This is a genomic window from Enterococcus sp. AZ179 (genome assembly GCF_050498885.1).
Classification (GTDB): domain Bacteria; phylum Bacillota; class Bacilli; order Lactobacillales; family Enterococcaceae; genus Enterococcus_D; species Enterococcus_D entomosocium.
This window is the reverse complement of sequence record NZ_JBMHEO010000001.1, coordinates 501845-519403: the sequence shown is the minus strand read 5'-3', so window position 1 is coordinate 519403 and position 17559 is coordinate 501845. Positions and strand designations below refer to the sequence as shown.

Below are 17559 nucleotides of genomic sequence, written 5' to 3'. Positions count from 1 at the left end.
TTGGTGGGAATCTCTTTTTTAAAGGAGTTTAATGTATGGGGAAAGCAAAAGATGAGCGTAAGCAGAAAATCATGATGTATTTAAATGAAACGAAATTTGCTTCTCTGGGGGAATTAGTTGAATTCTTACATTATAGTGATGCTACGGTCAAACGCGATCTGATTGAACTGGAAAACGAAGAACAAATCAGACGTACCCGAGGTGGTGCTGTGCTGATCGATTCAGAGAAGGTCGATGCGGCTTATCTGACAAAAGTGGGGAATTATGTCAATGATGAAGAAAAACGCAGAATTGCAGAACGTGCAGTGACGTATATTGAGGACGATATGACCATTTTCGTGGACAGTTCGAGCACAGCTTTGCACCTGATCCCTTACCTGAAAAAAATTCATGGGTTACGAGTGGTAACCAATAGTGTGCTAACTGCCGCACTACTATCGGAACATACTGCTGCTGAGGTGACCATCGTTGGCGGGACGGTAACGAACAAAAAGTTTACCGTTAATTCAGTTACAGCAGTCAACCAGCTCAGAACCTATCATTTTGATCTTGCACTTCTCTCATGTAGAGGATACGATGAAGAAAAAGGAGCCACTGAGAATACTGAAGGGGAAGCAGTATTTAAACAGGTATTGAAAGACTGCACCGAAAAAATTATTCTAATGGTTTTAGAATCAAAGCGGAATAAAGTATATTTTTACAAGAGCCTCTTACCCGAGGATATCGATATTGTCATCTAGAAAAAAGCATCGGGTTTGTCAAAAACGGTCTTATTTAAAAGGCCGTTTTTATTTCCACTGCTAGTATGCTTTACAAACTAGTGGCAAACACGTATACTAGGTACAACACTAGTTTGTATAACAAACTAGATAAAGGGAACCAAAGGAGGGAAATCGTGAAAGAGACGCAATTGCTAAAAGGGGTTTTGGAAGGGTGTGTTTTGCAAGTGATTGCTCAAAAAGAGATTTATGGTTATGAACTGGTACAGGAACTGAAGCAAAGAGGCTTTGAAACGATCGTTGGCGGCACGATCTATCCTTTGCTGCAGAAGTTGGAAAAACAAGAACTTATTACCTCTGAGATGAAAAAGTCACCTGAAGGACCTGATCGCAAGTATTTCTCGATCACCCCGAAAGGCATAGACAATTTGGCACAATTTAGAGAACAATGGACGAACCTAATGAAGAAAGTCGAAGGATTATTTAAGGAGTGAGGAAACATGGCAAATAAACAAGAGACGACCTATTGGCGAAAGCAAACCAATCTGATCGAGCAACAATTCAATGAGAAAAATCGCCAATTTTTTGATGATTTGCGAAGCTACCTCTTACTTTCCAGCCTTTTTTACGATGAGCATAAAGTCACAGAGCAGGTATACGCGATTGCAATGGATTTATTAGAAGCACAAACTCATGGGGAAGAGGCGCAACACTATTTTGGCAATGATCCGAAAGGGGTGGCAGATGAACTATTGGCAAACACGCCAAAGAGTAATCTCAAAGAGCGCCTCAAATTGGCGTATCTAGCGGTTGGCATCAGTTGGGGAATCAAATTTATAGCTGATTTTACAAATCAAGGACCACTGGTTCTTAACCTTCTGGATTATCTTCTGACAGGATTGGTAACTGTGTTAGCGATCATCGGGATTTTTGCGATCATCAGCAAAACCATCTATCAAAAGAAGGGCACAAGCAAAGTGATTCGTTTCGGCTCCCTGTGGCTCGTTGTGAGTGGCTGGATTGGTCTTTCACTGCTGATCAATCTGCTGACCCCAAACTGGTGGCTCCTGACGATCGCATTTCCATTTGATGTAGTATTGGTTGGCAGTTTGCTGGTAGCGGCGATCGTTTTTGTTGTATCACTCAAAGAAAAAGCTTTTTATCCGATCGTTTTTCTACTGGGGGTATTTGTGTTGCTTGGTTGCCTGCAAAAAGCCATGGCATTTTATCACATTGGGGCTCCATCGTGGATGACCGGCGGACTTTTGACACTGTTAGTTGTAGGGTTTCTTATTTTTCTCTGGTGGACCCGTCGAGTGATGAAAGAGCAATAAGCAAAGCCAGAAACAAGTGTCTTGCTTGTTTCTGGCTTTTTTTACATAGAAAAAGCATTATCCTGAGGAATCTTTCTGCTTCATGCTACACTAAAAAAGAAACGGAGGGAAATCAAGATGTTGACAACAGATCAGTTCTTTCACGGCCACGACAAGCAGACCGCTTTTTTTGAAGGCTGGTACCATAAACACCAAATCGGTGAAGAAGTCTATGCTTTTATTCCTGGTTTTTCGATTCAAAAAGACGGGACCAAAGAAGTATTCATTCAAGTGATCAATCATGAGGGTGCGCATTACTTTTCCTTTCCAGAAACTGACTTTCAAGTGTCTGAAGAGGAGCGTAAAGTAACGATTGGTGACAATATCTTTAGTGAAGCAGGCATCCAAGTCTCTTTAAAAAATAACGAACTTCAAGTACAAGGGTCAGTAAAGTATAACGACCACAAACCGATTCAGCGGACACGTTATGCGCCGAGTATCATGGGTCCTTTTTCGTATCTGTCATTTATGGAGTGTTATCACGGGGTCTTGAGCATGAGTCATACCTTAGAAGGTACGCTGCAGTGGAACGACGAAGCAATCGATTTTACGAACGGGATCGGTTATTTGGAAAAAGATTGGGGAACCTCCTTTCCAGCAGCTTATATTTGGGTTCAATGCAACAGCTTTGATGCGCCAGATGTTCGGTTCTTTTTCTCCGCAGCCGACATTCCCTTTGCTGGTTTTGCTTTTTTGGGAACGATTTGTGTTCTGCAAGCCGGGAGCCAAGAATATCGTTTTGCTACTTATCATGGTGCAAAGATTCATGATGTCAAACGCACGGAAGACCGTTTAGTGATCCATCTCAAACAAAAACAATGGTCCTTAACGATCGAAGTTTTGACGAAAGAAGGACATTCTTTGAGGGCACCTTCTATTGGGCAAATGAATCGGATCATTCGCGAAAGTGCCAGTACGGAAATTGCCTTGACCCTTTTAGAAAATGGGCAGGAGATCTTAAGGCAGACAGGGATGTCGGCTGGTTTTGAAGAAGTTGCGAATTTGCGAGGATTTCACTATTAAAAAAAGCAGAAAAATTCGTTTCTTTTGATATACTAGTAGATAGTTACTACGAAAACACGTATATTTGGAGGGAAATGGATGAAAAAAATAACGAATGAGACACTGTTTGAACTGAAAACGATTGCGCAGCCTGCAGTGGGGCAAAATCAGGTTTTTTACTTGGAAACGGTAGTCAACCCAGAGACCAACACGTATGATTCAGCGATTTATAGTATTGACGCAAAGACCAATGAACGGCGTGAGTGGGGCACCGAAGCGACGACCCACAACAGTCTAAAGGTCTCGCCAGATGAGCAATGGCTCAGTTTTGTGACGACCGATCCAAAGAAAGGTGAAAGTACGTTATGGACGATGCCGATATCCGGCGGCAAGCCCCAAGCACTTGTCACTGAAAAAGGTCTGGGCGACTATTTTTGGGAGCAAGACGCAACGGCTATCTATTACCAGCTGGCACAAGAGGAGACAGTTTCAGAGGATCAAGACGACAAAGAAAAGACGGACAAGCAGAAGGAATTTCCACAAGTAAAAGCTACTACGAAAGTCAATTATTTGGCGGATGGCGTCGGCTTTTTAAAAGAAAAAAAACATTCGATCATCAAAAAAACGATCGCGACACAAGAAACGGAACTGATTTTTGAGCATAAGTATCCCTTTGTGTTCTCTGGCTTAGCGGATGATCAAGAGACTTTGTTTCTCACTTTTGACAAAGAGGAAGAAGACGAGTGGGACTATGGATCGAAGGTTTATCTCCTAAATAGCCAGACGAAAAAGACAGAAAGTTTAGAAAACATTCTGCCAGAAGGAACGTATACTTTTGTTGCAGCGCGCAATGATCAGCTATTACTATTAGGCAATGATCTTTCCTATGGTTTTGTGACCTTGGATGATTTGTTTTTGGTCGACTTAAAAACAAAAGCGGTCAAAAATCTTTCCCAAGATCTTGACATCGCTTTTGGCAATGCGATCATCAGTGATTTTCAACAAAAAAATCGCGGCGTAGCGATCACCTGGTTGACGGATGACACATTCCTTGTACCCGTAACGGAGCATGGCAAGCTACAATTGTACCGCGCCTCGATCCAAGGAGAATGGACCAAACTGCTTGATGAAAAAATGGATATCCTTGATGCGGCGATCTATTCGGAAGCCAAACTTGCTGTTGCTTATGCGACGCCAACGATCCCTAGTCGCTTAGGCTTGGTTGACTTAACAAGTGGCGAAGTAACTGATCTATACGATCCCAACCAAGCAGTTATGTCAAGGTTAGCGATCAGTAAACCCGAAGCGTTTTGGTACGAAGGAGCAGATGGTTGGCAAATTCAAGGCTGGTATTTGCCCCCGACCGAAACACAAGAAAGTCATCCAGCAATTTTGTACATCCATGGCGGTCCGCAAGTCTGCTACGGGGAAACATTTTTCCATGAGATGCAAGTCCATGCCGCTAACGGTTATGGGGTCATCTTGTTGAACCCTCGTGGCGGGCAAGGGTACGGTCAGGCGTTTGTCAAATCGATTTTAGGTGATTATGGCAATAAAGATTATCAAGACTTACTGTTGGGGGTGGATGCCGTGGTGGCAAACCATCCAGAAATCGATACGAACACGATCCATGTAGCTGGCGGCAGCTATGGTGGCTTTATGACCAACTGGATCGTTGGTCATACCGATCGTTTTTGTGCGGCAGTTACGCAACGCTCGATCTCAAATTGGATCAGCTTTTATGGGACGAGCGACATTGGACCTGCCTTCGTCAAATTCCAATTGTTGCGGGAACTTGATGAGACCGAAGGACTTTGGAAGATGTCGCCTTTGGCCTATGCCAGCCAAGTCAAGACACCTACGCTAGTCCTCCATGGGGAAAATGATTTGCGATGTCCGCAAGAACAAGGACAGCAGTTTTACATGGCGTTGCAGCGTAAAGGCGTCGATACGAAGCTGATATTGTTTCCTCAATCCTCGCATGGTTTATCACGCAATGGCTTGCCGAACTTGCGGATAGAACGCTTGCAGGCGATCAGTGAATGGCTTGCATCACATGAGAACAAATCAGTAAATTAACCGAAAGAAATCACCTGATAAAGGATCACGACATGGGCTGCTTGAAAAGCCCGACCAGTGATTCCTTAAAGATCAGGTGGTTTTTTTGCGCGATCAAAAGCTACAGGTTCCTGTTACCTTGCCGCCAATGACAGCAACGATTGAAAACAAATTCATATGACGTTTTCTTCACGTGTTAAATAACAAAAAGAAGAAATAGTTTTGCTTGCTTCCTATGTTTGAGTGTGATATGATACAAAACGTAATCGTTACACTTTAACCTTTTTTGGTGTGACGCAAGAGAAAGGAGCTGGTTATTATGAGAAACAATATTATTTTGGCATGTGTGGAGACAGGGGAAAGACTTTATTTGACTAATAAGAACCAGCGCAATACGCCGGAACGTTTAGAATTAAAAAAATATTCACCAAAGTTGCGGCGCAGAGCGATTTTTCGTGAAATCAAGAAATAGGAAGGACAATAACTGAATGGCAAAAAAATCAAAAATGGCAAAATACAACAAGCAAGTACAACTGATCGAACAATACCGAGCAGTGCGTCAAGAATTAAAAGCGCAAGGAGATACCCAAGCATTGGCCAAACTACCGAAGGATTCGAATCCGACTCGTTTGAAGAAACGGGATATGATCGATGGTCGTCCTCGGGGCTACATGAATAAATTCGGCATGTCACGGATCAATTTCCGTAAGCATGCACACCTCGGAGAAATTCCCGGCGTTACAAAAGCAAGCTGGTAACAGAAAGGAGTCAACATGGAAAAAACGGACTTGTCTAGTGCGTATCGACGTTTAAAGAGCCCGAACATCAAAACAAGGAAACGCGCATTAAAAATCATTCATGAATTTAAACGAAACAAACGAAAAAATGCATTGCAGCTGCGTGCATAATGAAAAAGTGAAAGAAAGTTGGAAATGACATGGCAGTACCTGCAAGAAAAACATCAAAAGCAAAAAAGAATAAGCGTCGGACCCACCATGGCGTCAAATCCCCAGCGATTTCGTTTGATGGGACAACAGGAAACTTCAAGCGCAGCCACCATGTATCTTTAGCAGAATACAAAGCACAGCACCCAATCGAAAAGAATTAACGCCGTCTTATGACGCCGTCCAGAAAGCAGGGGGAAAATGGAGATCATCTATCCGTCATTGATTGAAGAAGCCTACCGTCACAGTAAAAAATTTCATCCAGAGATCACCAAAGAGGCCATCTATCGCCATTTTTACGAAGCTGGTTTAATCAAAGAAAATGGCGATCCAACGGAAAAAGCCTTGTCAGAAGGGGTCGTTAAAGATTATACTGAGGACTGGGATCTTACCTTTGAAGAATTTTTGATGATCTACCCCGTGTTTCGTTCCTTTGACCCAAAGCATTTCAAGAAGATCGATCATTTTTGGGAAATGGATTTGGCTTTGCAAGAACAAATTCTTGACCAATGGGAACGAGAAACCTTCACAGAGGAAGAGATCATTGATCTGACTGCCTTTTTTGAAGAGCGATTACCTTCCGAAAATGAACAGTGAAAGGCGTACATGTGATGAAAAAGACGATCCAGCCATTTTTAAAACTATTAAAGCCCTATGATTATCTATTGTTTGTTCTATTAGTTGTTGGCTCTTTTTTACCGCTTTTTCTATTTGAAGCGCAAGCTCAAAGTGATACCGGCGATCGGTATGCAATCGTGCGAATAAATGGAGAAGAGGTTGACCGTTTTAACTTAGAAGAAATCGATGCGATGGAAAAAACCTACTATCCAGCAGAAGGTCAGTACAATATCGTCGAGATCAAAGATGGCGCGATCCGAGTTCGTGAAGACAATAGTCCCGACCAGATTGCTGTCAAAACCAGCTGGATCTATCGCAATGGGCAGACGAGCATTTGCCTGCCTCATAAGCTGGTGATCGAGATCAAGCAAGCTGGTGCCTCTGACTATTTAATTTATTAATCAAACTTCGTGGTAGTTGGAAACTATACTATTTTGTGTTGGTGGGAAATCGTTGGATTTTCTACTGACACTTTTTTATTGAAACTAGAAAATAAGTGTGTCTGTCTAGAGACAATCTGTCGATCAAACTCAGTCTCATTTGATAAGAAACGAGGAGCACATGAAAAAGATAAGTTTCTGCAAACATCCCTGAAATCAAAGGGATGTCAATAATGCTACATTGCCAGAAATAGGGAACTGTGAAGGGGAAAAGGAAAGATCGTGCCGTTTGTTCAACAAATTTTCTTCTAAACCTAGAAAAACAGTTCAGCATTACGAAGCATTGGTTGCGTCTAAATCGCTTGTCCAATAAAGAGGAACGAAAACCCTAAAAATCCTTTTTATGAAGGGCTATAAGTTGAAGATTTTTTTTATTTGCGATAGGCTATTAGTAAAGCATTCGGGAGATGAAAACACATGAAATTTAAATTGAATCTAAAAGAAAAAGTAACGGAAGTTGCAGAGCATGTCTATGATGTGGTGAAAAAGGAAGATTATGCGATTCGTGTGGCTCCAAAAGGAATCAAAGTAACGAAACAGCGTAAGACGAAAGACACGATCAAATGGCGTTCAAAGAATCACTAATTGAGGAATAAAAAAGAAACTGCATATTCGCAGCTTCTTTTTTTATTCCTCAATCTCAATCCCCAAGACAGTCAGGTGGCCGTTTGCCACCAGTTTGATGACAAGTTTTGCTAGATGGTCGGGTGTCATCGTTGTTTCTGCCGTTAGCCACCAATGCAAGGTACCAACAAATATCGAGGTCATATAGTCAATGATGAAGTCTAAGGGCACTTCAATGTCTCCTTCGGTGATTCTCAACGTTGAAAAGATCTCTTGGTAACGTTCAGTCAAAATCAGGCCCAACTTTTTACGGATGATCTCAATGGCAGAGGCATCCATGATCGTCAAATAAAAGGAACGATTGTTTTGAATGTGTAAAAAAAGTTCGGTCATGGCCGCTTCGATTTTGCGGATTTTGATGCGATTGCCTTGAACAAAATCTTCAAAATCAAGAATCGCGGTAAATGATTCGACAGCCAAGTCAAATATCTTTTCATACAAGTCTTGTTTGTCTTTGTAATGGGCATAAAAGGTTGCACGGTTGATCATGGCTTCGTCGGCGATATTTTGGACAGTCACTTGCTCGAAGCCTTTTTCTTCCACTAAGCGGATAAAAGCTTCAATAATGTACTTATTGGTTCGTTTGACACGTAAATCCAATTTTTTCATATTGTGAATTTCCTTTCAAAATAAACAACAAAAAACGGGTAATTGTTGTTTATCCCACACCTTCCTTAGAATTGTTTGTTGAATTATCAATTAAAAGAATTACAATGAACATAAGTATTATAACAAACGGCTTGTTAGATAATCAACAAAGTGTTGTTTAGATGGAGGCAACAAATGAAAAAATATAAAGCGGGTATCGATGTCGGGTCGACAACAGTCAAGATGGTTCTGTTAGATGAAGGCAATCAAACGTGTTTTTCAAGATATGAACGGCACTATGCAGACATCCAGAAGGCAGCGGAAAAAATCATTAGAGAAGCGCAAGAAGTGATCGAAGATCAGCCGCTTGCGCTGGCGATTACCGGATCAGGTGGGATGGGTCTGGCGGAAGTTTTGCGGATCCCATTTGTCCAAGAGGTCATCGCTTGTACCAAAACAGTTGAGACAGTGATTCCCGAAACCGATGTGGCCATCGAGTTAGGCGGCGAAGATGCGAAGATCACCTTTTTTGAAGGGGCATTGGAGCAGCGAATGAACGGCAGTTGTGCCGGTGGAACGGGTGCGTTTATTGATCAGATGGCGGTTTTATTGAAAACGGATGCCAATGGGGTCAATGAACTAGCCAAAGATTATCAAACCCTTTATCCGATTGCCTCACGCTGCGGGGTCTTTGCCAAAACCGATGTGCAGCCGCTGATCAATGAAGGAGCAGCAAAAGCAGACATTGCGGCGAGTATCTTTCAAGCGGTGGTCAATCAAACGATTGCTGGCTTGGCTGCTGGTCGTAAAATCAAAGGCAAGGTAGCCTTTCTAGGTGGACCGTTGACGTTTATGTCGGAATTGCGTCAACGATTTATCGATACGTTGAGCCTGCAAGAAGCAGACATCATTTTTCCCGAGAACCCAGAACTGTTTGTAGCGATGGGGGCCGCACTGTATGCAGAAGAAGAGCAACAGCTTTCCGTGCTATTAGCCCGCTTAGCCAACGGAGAAGATGGCAAACTCGCGCCAACTGATACATTAGCCCCATTGTTTAAAGACGAGGTGGAATTGACTGCTTTTCGTGCTCGCCATGCTCAAGCGGTTGCTGCAGAAAAAGCGTTGTCTGAGCATACAGGCGCTGCTTATCTAGGCATCGATGCAGGATCAACCACAACGAAAGTGGTTTTGATCAATGATGCAGGGGAATTATTGTTTTCTTTCTATGGCAATAATGAAGGTGAACCGTTAGCGACAACGATGGCGGTTTTACAAGAGCTTTATCGTCAGATGCCTTCTGACGTTTACATCGCAAAGTCAACGATCACAGGTTACGGCGAGCATTTGATCAAACATGCACTGAAAGTCGATATCGGTGAAGTGGAAACGATGGCCCATTACAAAGCTGCCGAACATTTCCAGCCGGGGGTTGATTTTATCCTAGATATCGGTGGACAAGACATGAAGGCGATGACGGTTAAAGATGGCGCGTTATCTTCGATTCAATTGAATGAAGCCTGTTCCTCAGGATGCGGCTCCTTCATTGAGACTTTTGCCAAATCTATGAATCAGGATGTCAAAGAATTTGCGTTGGCAGCTACAAAAGCCCAAGCACCGGTTGACCTTGGTTCGCGTTGTACCGTCTTTATGAACTCAAAAGTGAAACAGGTCCAAAAAGAAGGGGCTTCTGTTGGCGACATTTCAGCCGGCTTGTCTTACTCGGTCATAAAAAATGCTATCTATAAAGTTATCAAGGTTCGGCGACCTGAAGACCTCGGCGAGAAAATCGTCTGCCAAGGAGGGACTTTCTATAACGAAGCGGTTCTGCGCGCTTTTGAATTGATCAGCGGCCGTGAAGTCGTTCGACCATCGATCGCCGGTTTGATGGGGGCATATGGTGCCGCCTTGATCGCTTTAGAAGAAGCAGCCCTTGACGATGTTAGTACGTTGTTGTCTCCAGCAGAAATGGCCGATTTCCAAGCAGAAAAAGAATTTACGAATTGCGGTCTATGCGAAAACAATTGCTTGTTGACGGTGACCCTCTTTTCTGACGGTCGAAAATTTATTACCGGGAATCGCTGCGAACGTGGTGCGCGAATCAAAATCAAGAAAGAAGACCGCAAAATCAATCTTGTGGATGAAAAATATCGCCGCTTGTTTAAGTACCGTTCCTTACGTAAAAAAGAGGCCGTCCATGGCGAAATCGGCCTGCCAAGAGTATTGAATCTTTATGAAAATTATCCGCTTTGGCATACCTTTTTCACCAAGTTAGGGTTTCGAGTAACCTTGTCGCCACGTTCCAACAAAGAACTATATGAGCAAGGGATTGAAACGATTCCTAGTGATACGGTTTGTTACCCAGCCAAACTAGCCCATGGACACATCCAAGCACTGATTGATCAAAACGTACCGTTGATTTTTTATCCAGGTGTTATTTTTGAGCGACTAGAGAACACTGCCGCTGAGAATCATTTTAACTGTCCAATTGTGCAAAGCTATCCAGAAGTGATTCGTAATAACGTCGATGCGATTCGTGAAGGGGCGGTTGACTACCGCTGTCCGTTTTTGAATTTGGCGGATGAAGCCTCAATGGTCAAAACTTTAACGAGTACTTTTCAAGATTTTGGTTTTGTAGAAGAAGAAATTGCCCAAGCCCTACGCAGCGGTTTCGAGGAGCTGGATCAGTTCAAGACAGATATTGCGCAACGGGGAGAAGAAACGCTACGTATGCTGATGACGACCAATCAAAAAGGGATCGTTTTATCTGGAAGACCATATCATTTGGATCCTGAAATCAACCATGGGATTGCAGAAGTCATTACCCAAGAAGGCTTCCATGTATTGACTGAGGACAGTATTGCTCATTTAGCAAATGTCGGCGATCTGAGGGTTGTGGATCAATGGGTCTATCATTCGCGATTGTATGCGGCAGCTCGAGTGGTCGCGAAAAACAAACAATTAGAACTGGTTCAATTAAACTCATTCGGTTGCGGGATCGACGCAGTCACTACTGATCAAGTCGAAGAGATTATGGCGCAGTATGGGAAGTTATATACGGTGTTGAAAATCGATGAGGGAGCGAACCTTGGGGCAATTCGGATTCGGTTGCGTTCCTTGAAAGCAGCAGTCAACGAACGGGACAAACAGCACTTTGCACCTAAAAAGCAATACGAGGAACCGGCAAAGATCATTTTTACCAAAGAGATGCGCAAGCAGCACACGCTCTTATTGCCGATGTTGAGTCCCATCCATCAAAGCGGGTTAGTCGATGTTGCTTTGCAAGCTTCTGGGTATCAAGTGGTCTGTCTACCTAGTGAAGATCGTGAGGCGGTTAATGTCGGTTTACGCTTTGTCAATAATGATGCGTGTTATCCGGCGATCATTTCCATTGGACAGCTAGTAGAAGCATTGCAAAGCGGAAAATATGATGTTGAAAATACCAGTGTTTTGATGACCCAGACGGGCGGCGGGTGTCGTGCAACAAACTATATTCCTTTGTTACGTAAAGCACTGAACGATGCAGGATTCCCACAAGTGCCGGTGGTATCTATTTCGATGGGCAACACCGGGGTTGAATCAAATCCGGGCTTTCGCTTTACCTTACCGATGATGAAGCGTTTGGCGGTGGCATTTTTATACGGAGATCTCTTTGAACGGGTCGTTTATCGCACCCGTCCGTATGAGCAAGAAGCAGGGGCTGTCGATCGGCTCCATCAAGAATGGCTGGAAAAAATTGCCAAAAACGTTCGTAATGGCTCCTTCAGTCTGTTTAATCGCAATATGAAAAAAATCATTCAAGCCTTTGATCAAGTGCCCCTAACAGATATCAAGAAGCCGCGTGTCGGAGTCGTGGGAGAGATTTTAGTGAAATATTCACCGACAGCTAATAACGATGTCGTTCGCCTGTTAGAAGCAGAAGGAGCGGAAGCGGTCGTACCGGATATTGTCGGCTTCATGAATTATTCCCTCTACAATCAGATTTGGCGCTACAAGCATTTGGGGATGTCGAAGAAAAGTAAAATGATCGCTGATTTTGCAATCATGGCGATTGAAAGGCTCCAAAAACCGATGGATAAAGCACTTAGGGCGTCAACGCGTTTTGATGGTATCCATTCGATCCATCAGCTTGCGGAGCAAGCGAGCGAGATTGTTTCCATTGGTAATCATACGGGAGAAGGCTGGTTCTTGACCGGTGAGATGATTGATCTATTGGAAAATAATGTCAACAATATCATTTGTCTGCAACCATTTGGCTGTCTGCCCAATCATGTGGTAGGAAAAGGTGTTATGAAAGAATTACGTCGTCAATACCCGCAGGCGAACATTGCGGCCATTGATTATGATCCAGGTGTCTCAATCGTCAATCAATTGAATCGTATCCGCTTGTTGATGGCCACTGCCAATAAAGCGTTGGCTGAATAAATTCTCAAGCCAGCGACCGAACCAATTTAAAAGAAAAGCGACTGCTCTTGTTTGGACATTTTGTGATAACTTCTTTCTTCTGCCTATAAAATAGGGAAAGAATTCGCACAAATTGAGAAAAACAGAGCAGTTTTTGCTTTTTTTATTAGCTATTTAGGTATATACCAGTTATAATAGGAGGGGAACGGAGGAATGTGTAGTGGTGGAAAAATTACCTGTTTATATCCAAATTCATGATCAAATTAAAGCCAATATTGAAAACAATACATACAAAATCGGGGATCGTCTGCCCTCAGAGCGCGAGTTGTCGAAACAATTCGGCGTGAGTCGCATGACGTTGCGACAAGCGATCCAAACCTTAGCAGATGAGGGGATTCTTGAGCGTAAAATCGGTTCCGGCACTTATGTGGCTCGCCAAAAAGTACAAGAGAAAATGACGGGCACGACGAGTTTTACCGAAATCATGAATTCTCTTGGTCGTAAGCCTTCCAGCAAAGCGGTCGCTTATTTCTTGACGGCACCTAGCTCCAGTGAGATGGAAAAGCTGCAATTAGAAGGTCACGAAACGATTTTACGGATGGAGCGGATTCGGTATGCGGATGATGTGCCGATCTGTTTTGAAGTAGCGAGTATTCCTGAAAAGTTTATTCATGACTTTAGCAAGGAGGAGATCATCTCTTCCCTCTATAAAGTGTTGGAAGAAAAAGGACAGCGGAAAATTGGCGGCGCTTCGCAAACGATCTCAGCTATGGTCGCTTCCGAGCAAATTGCTGATTACTTACAAATCAAACGCGGCGATGCCATTTTACGTATGCGGCAAATCACTTCATTTGAAGATGGTCAACCATTTGAATACGTGCGCACCCAATATGTTGGTAATCGTTTTGAATTTTATATGGAAAAATAACCTGTCTATTTCAATTGGCAACAAAAAGCCCAAAAAAGCCGAAAGGACCCTACGAGCGTTTCAGCTGTTGCGTAGCGTCGCTGGTTGCATGACCGTTTCGGCTTTTCAAATATTTGGGCTTCCTGCATTGGTTGTAGCAAACTTGGCAGCGTCCTCCTTGAGGAAAAGAGCACACACTGGAAGGTCTTTAGTAAGCTGGCTTACTCTGTTGACTGCTCGATCAAGCGTTCTACATATTCGGTAGTCCCTCTGGTCAATTGCACTTGACCTTGTAGCAAATCGATCAGAGCGGCTTCTTGGTCGGCAAGTACTGCTTCAGGAATCATTAAGGTGACAACGATTTTCTCCGTATAAGCAATATCTTTTATATAGATATTCTGCAGTTCTAAGTAGTTTTGGAGCTTGCCTAAAAGTGGATACTCGATGGTCAAGGCAAGTTCTTGATGCAAAATACCCTCGACGATTCCTACCTCTTTGATTCCAGCAGAGGCCGAACTTGAATAAGCGCGAATCAATCCACCAGCACCCAGTTTCGTTCCACCGAAGTAGCGGGTAACAACGGCGATCACATTGATCAGTTCGTTTTTCTTTAACACTTCTAAAATCGGTACCCCAGCGGTGCCGCTCGGTTCACCATCATCACTGCTGCGCTGGATCTCATGATTTTCACCTAATACATAGGCGCTGCAATGATGATTTGCCTTCCAATGCTCTTTCTTGAGGGCTTGAATAAACGCTTTGGCTTCGTCTTCTGATTGAATTCGTTTTAATGAACAGAGGAAACGCGATTTTTTGATTTCTATTTCTGTTTCTCCGTCTTGTCGAATCGTTCGATAAGTCACGCGCACGATCGCCTCCTTTATATTTCTAGTATAGGCAATCGGAAGGAAAGTTACAAATAGAAGAAAGAAACAGGTACGAACATAGACTCTAAAAAGAGGAGGCAGTTGCTTTGGGTAGACGCAAAAAGTACGATACGATCACTCACTATTTAAAAAACAACGGTGGTTCGCAAATCACCTTAACGTTTACGCAGTTTGATGAATTTCTTTTCCCCGCATCCGGTTTGCCCAAAAGTGCCCGCACCAGTAGCGATTGGTGGGCGAATGATTACCGACATCCAGAAAATGGGGCTTATGCGTGGCTGAATGCCGGCTACGAGGTAGTCCTCGTCAATTTAAAAAAAGAGTACGTCGTTTTTAATCGTTTAGTAAAATCAAACTGGTTGCTGGATAGAAAGCGTTGACAAATTTCAAACTTGTTCTATACTAGAGATAGGAAATGTTATCTTATTCTTAAAATTCAAGGAGTGTTCGATATGGCGAAAAAAACAATTATGTTAGTTTGTTCTGCAGGGATGAGTACAAGCTTATTAGTAACAAAAATGCAAAAAGCAGCTGAAGCAAAAGGATTAGAAGCAGATATTTTTGCAGTTTCCGCATCAGAAGCAGATCAACATTTAGAAAGCAAAGACGTAAACGTTTTACTATTAGGACCACAAGTTCGTTTCATGAAAGGCGATTTCGAGAAACGTCTAGCGCCAAAAGGAATTCCATTAGAAGTAATCAACATGGCAGATTACGGCATGATGAACGGCGAAAAAGTCTTAGATCAAGCTTTGACATTGATCGGCGAATAAGCAAGACCTGCTGTTGAAGCAAACAAGAAACCTGTAATCGGTTCAAGTACTTTTCAAAAAGTACTTGAACCGATTTTTTTGCGTACTTAAAACTGAGGTGTATGTTATGACCAATCAAAAAGGAAGACAATTTTTTGTTTTAGATGAAACAATGAGTGTAGGAAAAACTTTTGATTCTCGACCGGCAATGCTCGAGCAGGGGAAGAGAATCGTTTGTCAGCGTTGCGGTTCTTCCCACCACAAGACGTCGGTTCTATTGCCGATAGGCTGCTATTACTGTCCAACTTGTATTCGCTATGGTCGGATCACATCAGATGGCCAACTCGTAATTCAACAAACGGATCTTCCAGCCTTTGATCACAAGATCGTTTGGCCAGGAGTGTTGACTTCGTTTCAGCAAAAAATTTCTCAACAACTAGTGGCAAATTGTCGACAAAAGAAATCGTCTCTTGTTTGGTCAGTCACGGGTTCAGGGAAGACCGAGATGATCTTTGAGACGATCCGCCACGTACGGCAAGAAGGTGGTCGTGTGGCGATCGTCTCGCCACGGATCGATGTCTGCCGTGAACTGTTCCCCCGGATTCAACAAGCGTTCCCACAAGAGGAAAGCCTGCTCCTTTATGGGAAATCAGAAGAACCTTATCGTTATACAACGATCCTTATTGCCACCACTCATCAGCTACTGCATTTTTATCGCAGCTTTCAACTGATCGTGGTGGATGAGATAGATGCATTTCCCTACGAGGGCGATGCGCAGCTGCGTTACGGATTATACAATGCCTTGGCAGAAAACGGGTGTCTGATCTATTTAAGTGCGACGCCTTCAAAACGATTGTTGCAAGAAATTCATTCGGAATTTGCAGTGTTAAAAATGCCTCTACGGTTTCATCAGCGTCCGCTGATCGTTCCGAAACCTATTCATTATAGCCGCTGGGCGCAGGCTTATCGCAAAAAACGTTGGCTGCGACCATTGCTACAGCGCTTGCAGCGGTTGGTTAAAAAAAACTTTGTCTTGGTATTTTGTCCAAGTATTCAGCTGATGAAGGAAATGGAAGGGGCTGTCCGCAGGCAAGAAGCATCATGGCTCCTCACTAGTGTTTCTTCACAAGATGAAAAACGGAGGGAAAAAGTCCAATCGGCACGCAGCCAAGTGTACAAGGTGTTGTTTACAACGATGATTTTAGAACGAGGTGTAACGTTTGAAAATGTCTCAGTGGTGGTACTGGGAGCCAATCACCCGGTCTTTACAAAATCGGCGTTAGTACAAATCGCTGGCCGTGTCGATCGCAAAGGTGCGTTTACAGAAGGGGAAGTCATTTTTTTCTACGACCAAATGACAGAAGCAATCCGTCAAGCAATCAAAGAAATCAATGAGATGAACCAATTAGCAAGGAGCTGGTTGACCGATGGAGTGTAGTTGGTGCCAAATATTTTTTTCAAGAGAGGTAACGATCATTGAGCTGTTGGCTCCTTGGCGCATCCCCGAAAAAGAATTATGTCCACAATGCGCTCAGCGATTTACAGTGATTGATTGGCAAAGTTGCTGCCCAACATGTGGCAAAAAGGATACCATTTCCTGCAGTGACTGTCTCTTTTGGGCGAAAACCTGTCCCATGATCCATTTGCAGCATCGGGCACTGTTCGCTTACGATCAAGGGATGAAGGAGTGGATTCACGAATACAAATTAATGGGAAACTATCAGTTGCGAGAGACCTTTGCTGCTGCCATCAGACAAAAGATCAACAACTTTGATTACGATTGTTTGATACCCATCCCGCTATCGGCAGAACGTTACCAGGAGCGAGGGTTTAATCAAGTGACCGCTGTGCTAGACGCAGGCGGAGTTAAGTCGAAAGAATGGCTGGATAAAGTGGTTGATACCGCACCACAAGCTCAACGTTCTCGCAAGCAACGATTAGAGGAGGTGCAACCTTTTGCGGTGAAGCCAGAGGCAACGGTTGAAATAAAAAACAAGAAACTGTTGTTGATCGATGATGTTTACACTACCGGTAGAACGTTATATCACGCAGCTGAAGCATTGCAGACCTTTGGCCCCCAGTCGATTCGATCCTTTTCCTTTGCCCGTTGAATCGTTATTTTGAAAACGCTTAAAGAAATTTGTTCGATTTACTAGGCAAATGAGCAAGAGTTCGATATAATAGAGTTAAGAAGAAGAAAAGAGTGGTCCTTTTCCTTCTTTACTGGTAGACGAAAGGGGTAATTT

20 protein-coding genes are annotated in these 17559 nt (G+C 43.3%); 18 read left to right on the top strand and 2 right to left on the bottom strand.

The window, feature by feature from the left end:
• The first annotated feature begins 35 nt into the window (after nucleotides 1-35).
• From IGI88_RS02580 to IGI88_RS02525, 12 genes are all read left to right on the top strand, one after another.
• Nucleotides 36-740, top strand: a complete 705-nt coding sequence (locus tag IGI88_RS02580) for a DeoR/GlpR family DNA-binding transcription regulator (protein WP_008377293.1) — start codon at nucleotides 36-38, stop codon at nucleotides 738-740.
• Between the two features lie 155 nt (nucleotides 741-895).
• Complete coding sequence (locus tag IGI88_RS02575) at nucleotides 896-1213, top strand: PadR family transcriptional regulator (RefSeq protein ID WP_086299185.1); 318 nt, start codon at nucleotides 896-898, stop codon at nucleotides 1211-1213.
• A 6-nt stretch (nucleotides 1214-1219) separates the two neighbouring features.
• A complete protein-coding gene (locus IGI88_RS02570) occupies nucleotides 1220-2053 on the top strand; it encodes a hypothetical protein (protein WP_086299186.1) in 834 nt (277 codons plus the stop codon).
• Between the two features lie 117 nt (nucleotides 2054-2170).
• Complete coding sequence (locus IGI88_RS02565) at nucleotides 2171-3115, top strand: tocopherol cyclase family protein (RefSeq protein WP_086299187.1); 945 nt, start codon at nucleotides 2171-2173, stop codon at nucleotides 3113-3115.
• Nucleotides 3116-3193: 78 nt separating this feature from the next.
• The gene (locus tag IGI88_RS02560) at nucleotides 3194-5173 is read left to right on the top strand and encodes a S9 family peptidase (protein WP_086299188.1); all 1980 of its coding nucleotides are present in this window, start codon (nucleotides 3194-3196) and stop codon (nucleotides 5171-5173) included.
• Between the two features lie 298 nt (nucleotides 5174-5471).
• Nucleotides 5472-5624: a 50S ribosomal protein L33 gene (gene rpmG / locus IGI88_RS02555; RefSeq protein ID WP_005225339.1), complete on the top strand. Its 153-nt coding sequence runs from the start codon at nucleotides 5472-5474 to the stop codon at nucleotides 5622-5624.
• A 16-nt stretch (nucleotides 5625-5640) separates the two neighbouring features.
• The gene (gene rpsN / locus IGI88_RS02550; RefSeq protein ID WP_005237326.1) at nucleotides 5641-5910 is read left to right on the top strand and encodes a 30S ribosomal protein S14; all 270 of its coding nucleotides are present in this window, start codon (nucleotides 5641-5643) and stop codon (nucleotides 5908-5910) included.
• Between the two features lie 15 nt (nucleotides 5911-5925).
• The gene (locus tag IGI88_RS02545; protein WP_005237325.1) at nucleotides 5926-6060 is read left to right on the top strand and encodes a putative metal homeostasis protein; all 135 of its coding nucleotides are present in this window, start codon (nucleotides 5926-5928) and stop codon (nucleotides 6058-6060) included.
• A gap of 29 nt (nucleotides 6061-6089) precedes the next feature.
• Complete coding sequence (gene rpmF, locus IGI88_RS02540) at nucleotides 6090-6260, top strand: 50S ribosomal protein L32 (RefSeq protein WP_429969519.1); 171 nt, start codon at nucleotides 6090-6092, stop codon at nucleotides 6258-6260.
• A gap of 37 nt (nucleotides 6261-6297) precedes the next feature.
• Nucleotides 6298-6693, top strand: coding sequence for a hypothetical protein (locus IGI88_RS02535; RefSeq protein WP_008377307.1), 396 nt, complete (start codon nucleotides 6298-6300; stop codon nucleotides 6691-6693).
• Nucleotides 6694-6707: 14 nt separating this feature from the next.
• Nucleotides 6708-7115: a NusG domain II-containing protein gene (locus IGI88_RS02530; protein ID WP_005237322.1), complete on the top strand. Its 408-nt coding sequence runs from the start codon at nucleotides 6708-6710 to the stop codon at nucleotides 7113-7115.
• A 456-nt stretch (nucleotides 7116-7571) separates the two neighbouring features.
• Nucleotides 7572-7739, top strand: a complete 168-nt coding sequence (locus tag IGI88_RS02525; RefSeq protein WP_005237320.1) for a hypothetical protein — start codon at nucleotides 7572-7574, stop codon at nucleotides 7737-7739.
• Nucleotides 7740-7781: 42 nt separating this feature from the next.
• Here the strand turns inward: IGI88_RS02525 and IGI88_RS02520 are convergent, their stop codons facing one another.
• Complete coding sequence (locus IGI88_RS02520; protein ID WP_005237309.1) at nucleotides 7782-8387, bottom strand: TetR/AcrR family transcriptional regulator; 606 nt, start codon at nucleotides 8385-8387, stop codon at nucleotides 7782-7784.
• 174 nt (nucleotides 8388-8561) lie between these two features.
• Between IGI88_RS02520 and IGI88_RS02515 the strand changes: the two genes are divergently transcribed.
• Both IGI88_RS02515 and IGI88_RS02510 read left to right on the top strand, forming a co-directional pair.
• Nucleotides 8562-12788 (top strand): 2-hydroxyacyl-CoA dehydratase, encoded by a 4227-nt coding sequence (locus IGI88_RS02515; RefSeq protein ID WP_061053855.1) that lies wholly within the window; start codon nucleotides 8562-8564, stop codon nucleotides 12786-12788.
• 199 nt (nucleotides 12789-12987) lie between these two features.
• Entirely contained in the window at nucleotides 12988-13695 is a 708-nt protein-coding gene (locus IGI88_RS02510; RefSeq protein ID WP_005228765.1) for a GntR family transcriptional regulator, read from the top strand.
• Nucleotides 13696-13895: 200 nt separating this feature from the next.
• Here IGI88_RS02510 and IGI88_RS02505 read toward each other — a convergent pair whose 3' ends face one another.
• Nucleotides 13896-14537 carry a YigZ family protein gene (locus tag IGI88_RS02505; RefSeq protein ID WP_016613813.1) on the bottom strand — a complete coding sequence of 214 codons (642 nt, stop codon included), beginning with the start codon at nucleotides 14535-14537 and terminating at the stop codon, nucleotides 13896-13898.
• Between the two features lie 110 nt (nucleotides 14538-14647).
• On the opposite strand from IGI88_RS02505, the gene IGI88_RS02500 reads away from it, so the two are divergent.
• From IGI88_RS02500 to IGI88_RS02485, 4 genes are all read left to right on the top strand, one after another.
• Complete coding sequence (locus tag IGI88_RS02500; RefSeq protein ID WP_005237305.1) at nucleotides 14648-14941, top strand: DUF7662 domain-containing protein; 294 nt, start codon at nucleotides 14648-14650, stop codon at nucleotides 14939-14941.
• A gap of 72 nt (nucleotides 14942-15013) precedes the next feature.
• Entirely contained in the window at nucleotides 15014-15334 is a 321-nt protein-coding gene (locus IGI88_RS02495; protein ID WP_005228768.1) for a PTS sugar transporter subunit IIB, read from the top strand.
• Nucleotides 15335-15440: 106 nt separating this feature from the next.
• Nucleotides 15441-16751, top strand: coding sequence for a DEAD/DEAH box helicase (locus tag IGI88_RS02490; protein WP_086299189.1), 1311 nt, complete (start codon nucleotides 15441-15443; stop codon nucleotides 16749-16751).
• Complete coding sequence (locus IGI88_RS02485; RefSeq protein WP_086299190.1) at nucleotides 16741-17424, top strand: ComF family protein; 684 nt, start codon at nucleotides 16741-16743, stop codon at nucleotides 17422-17424. Before IGI88_RS02490 ends, IGI88_RS02485 begins: the two co-directional genes overlap by 11 nt.
• Nucleotides 17425-17559: the final 135 nt, after the last annotated feature.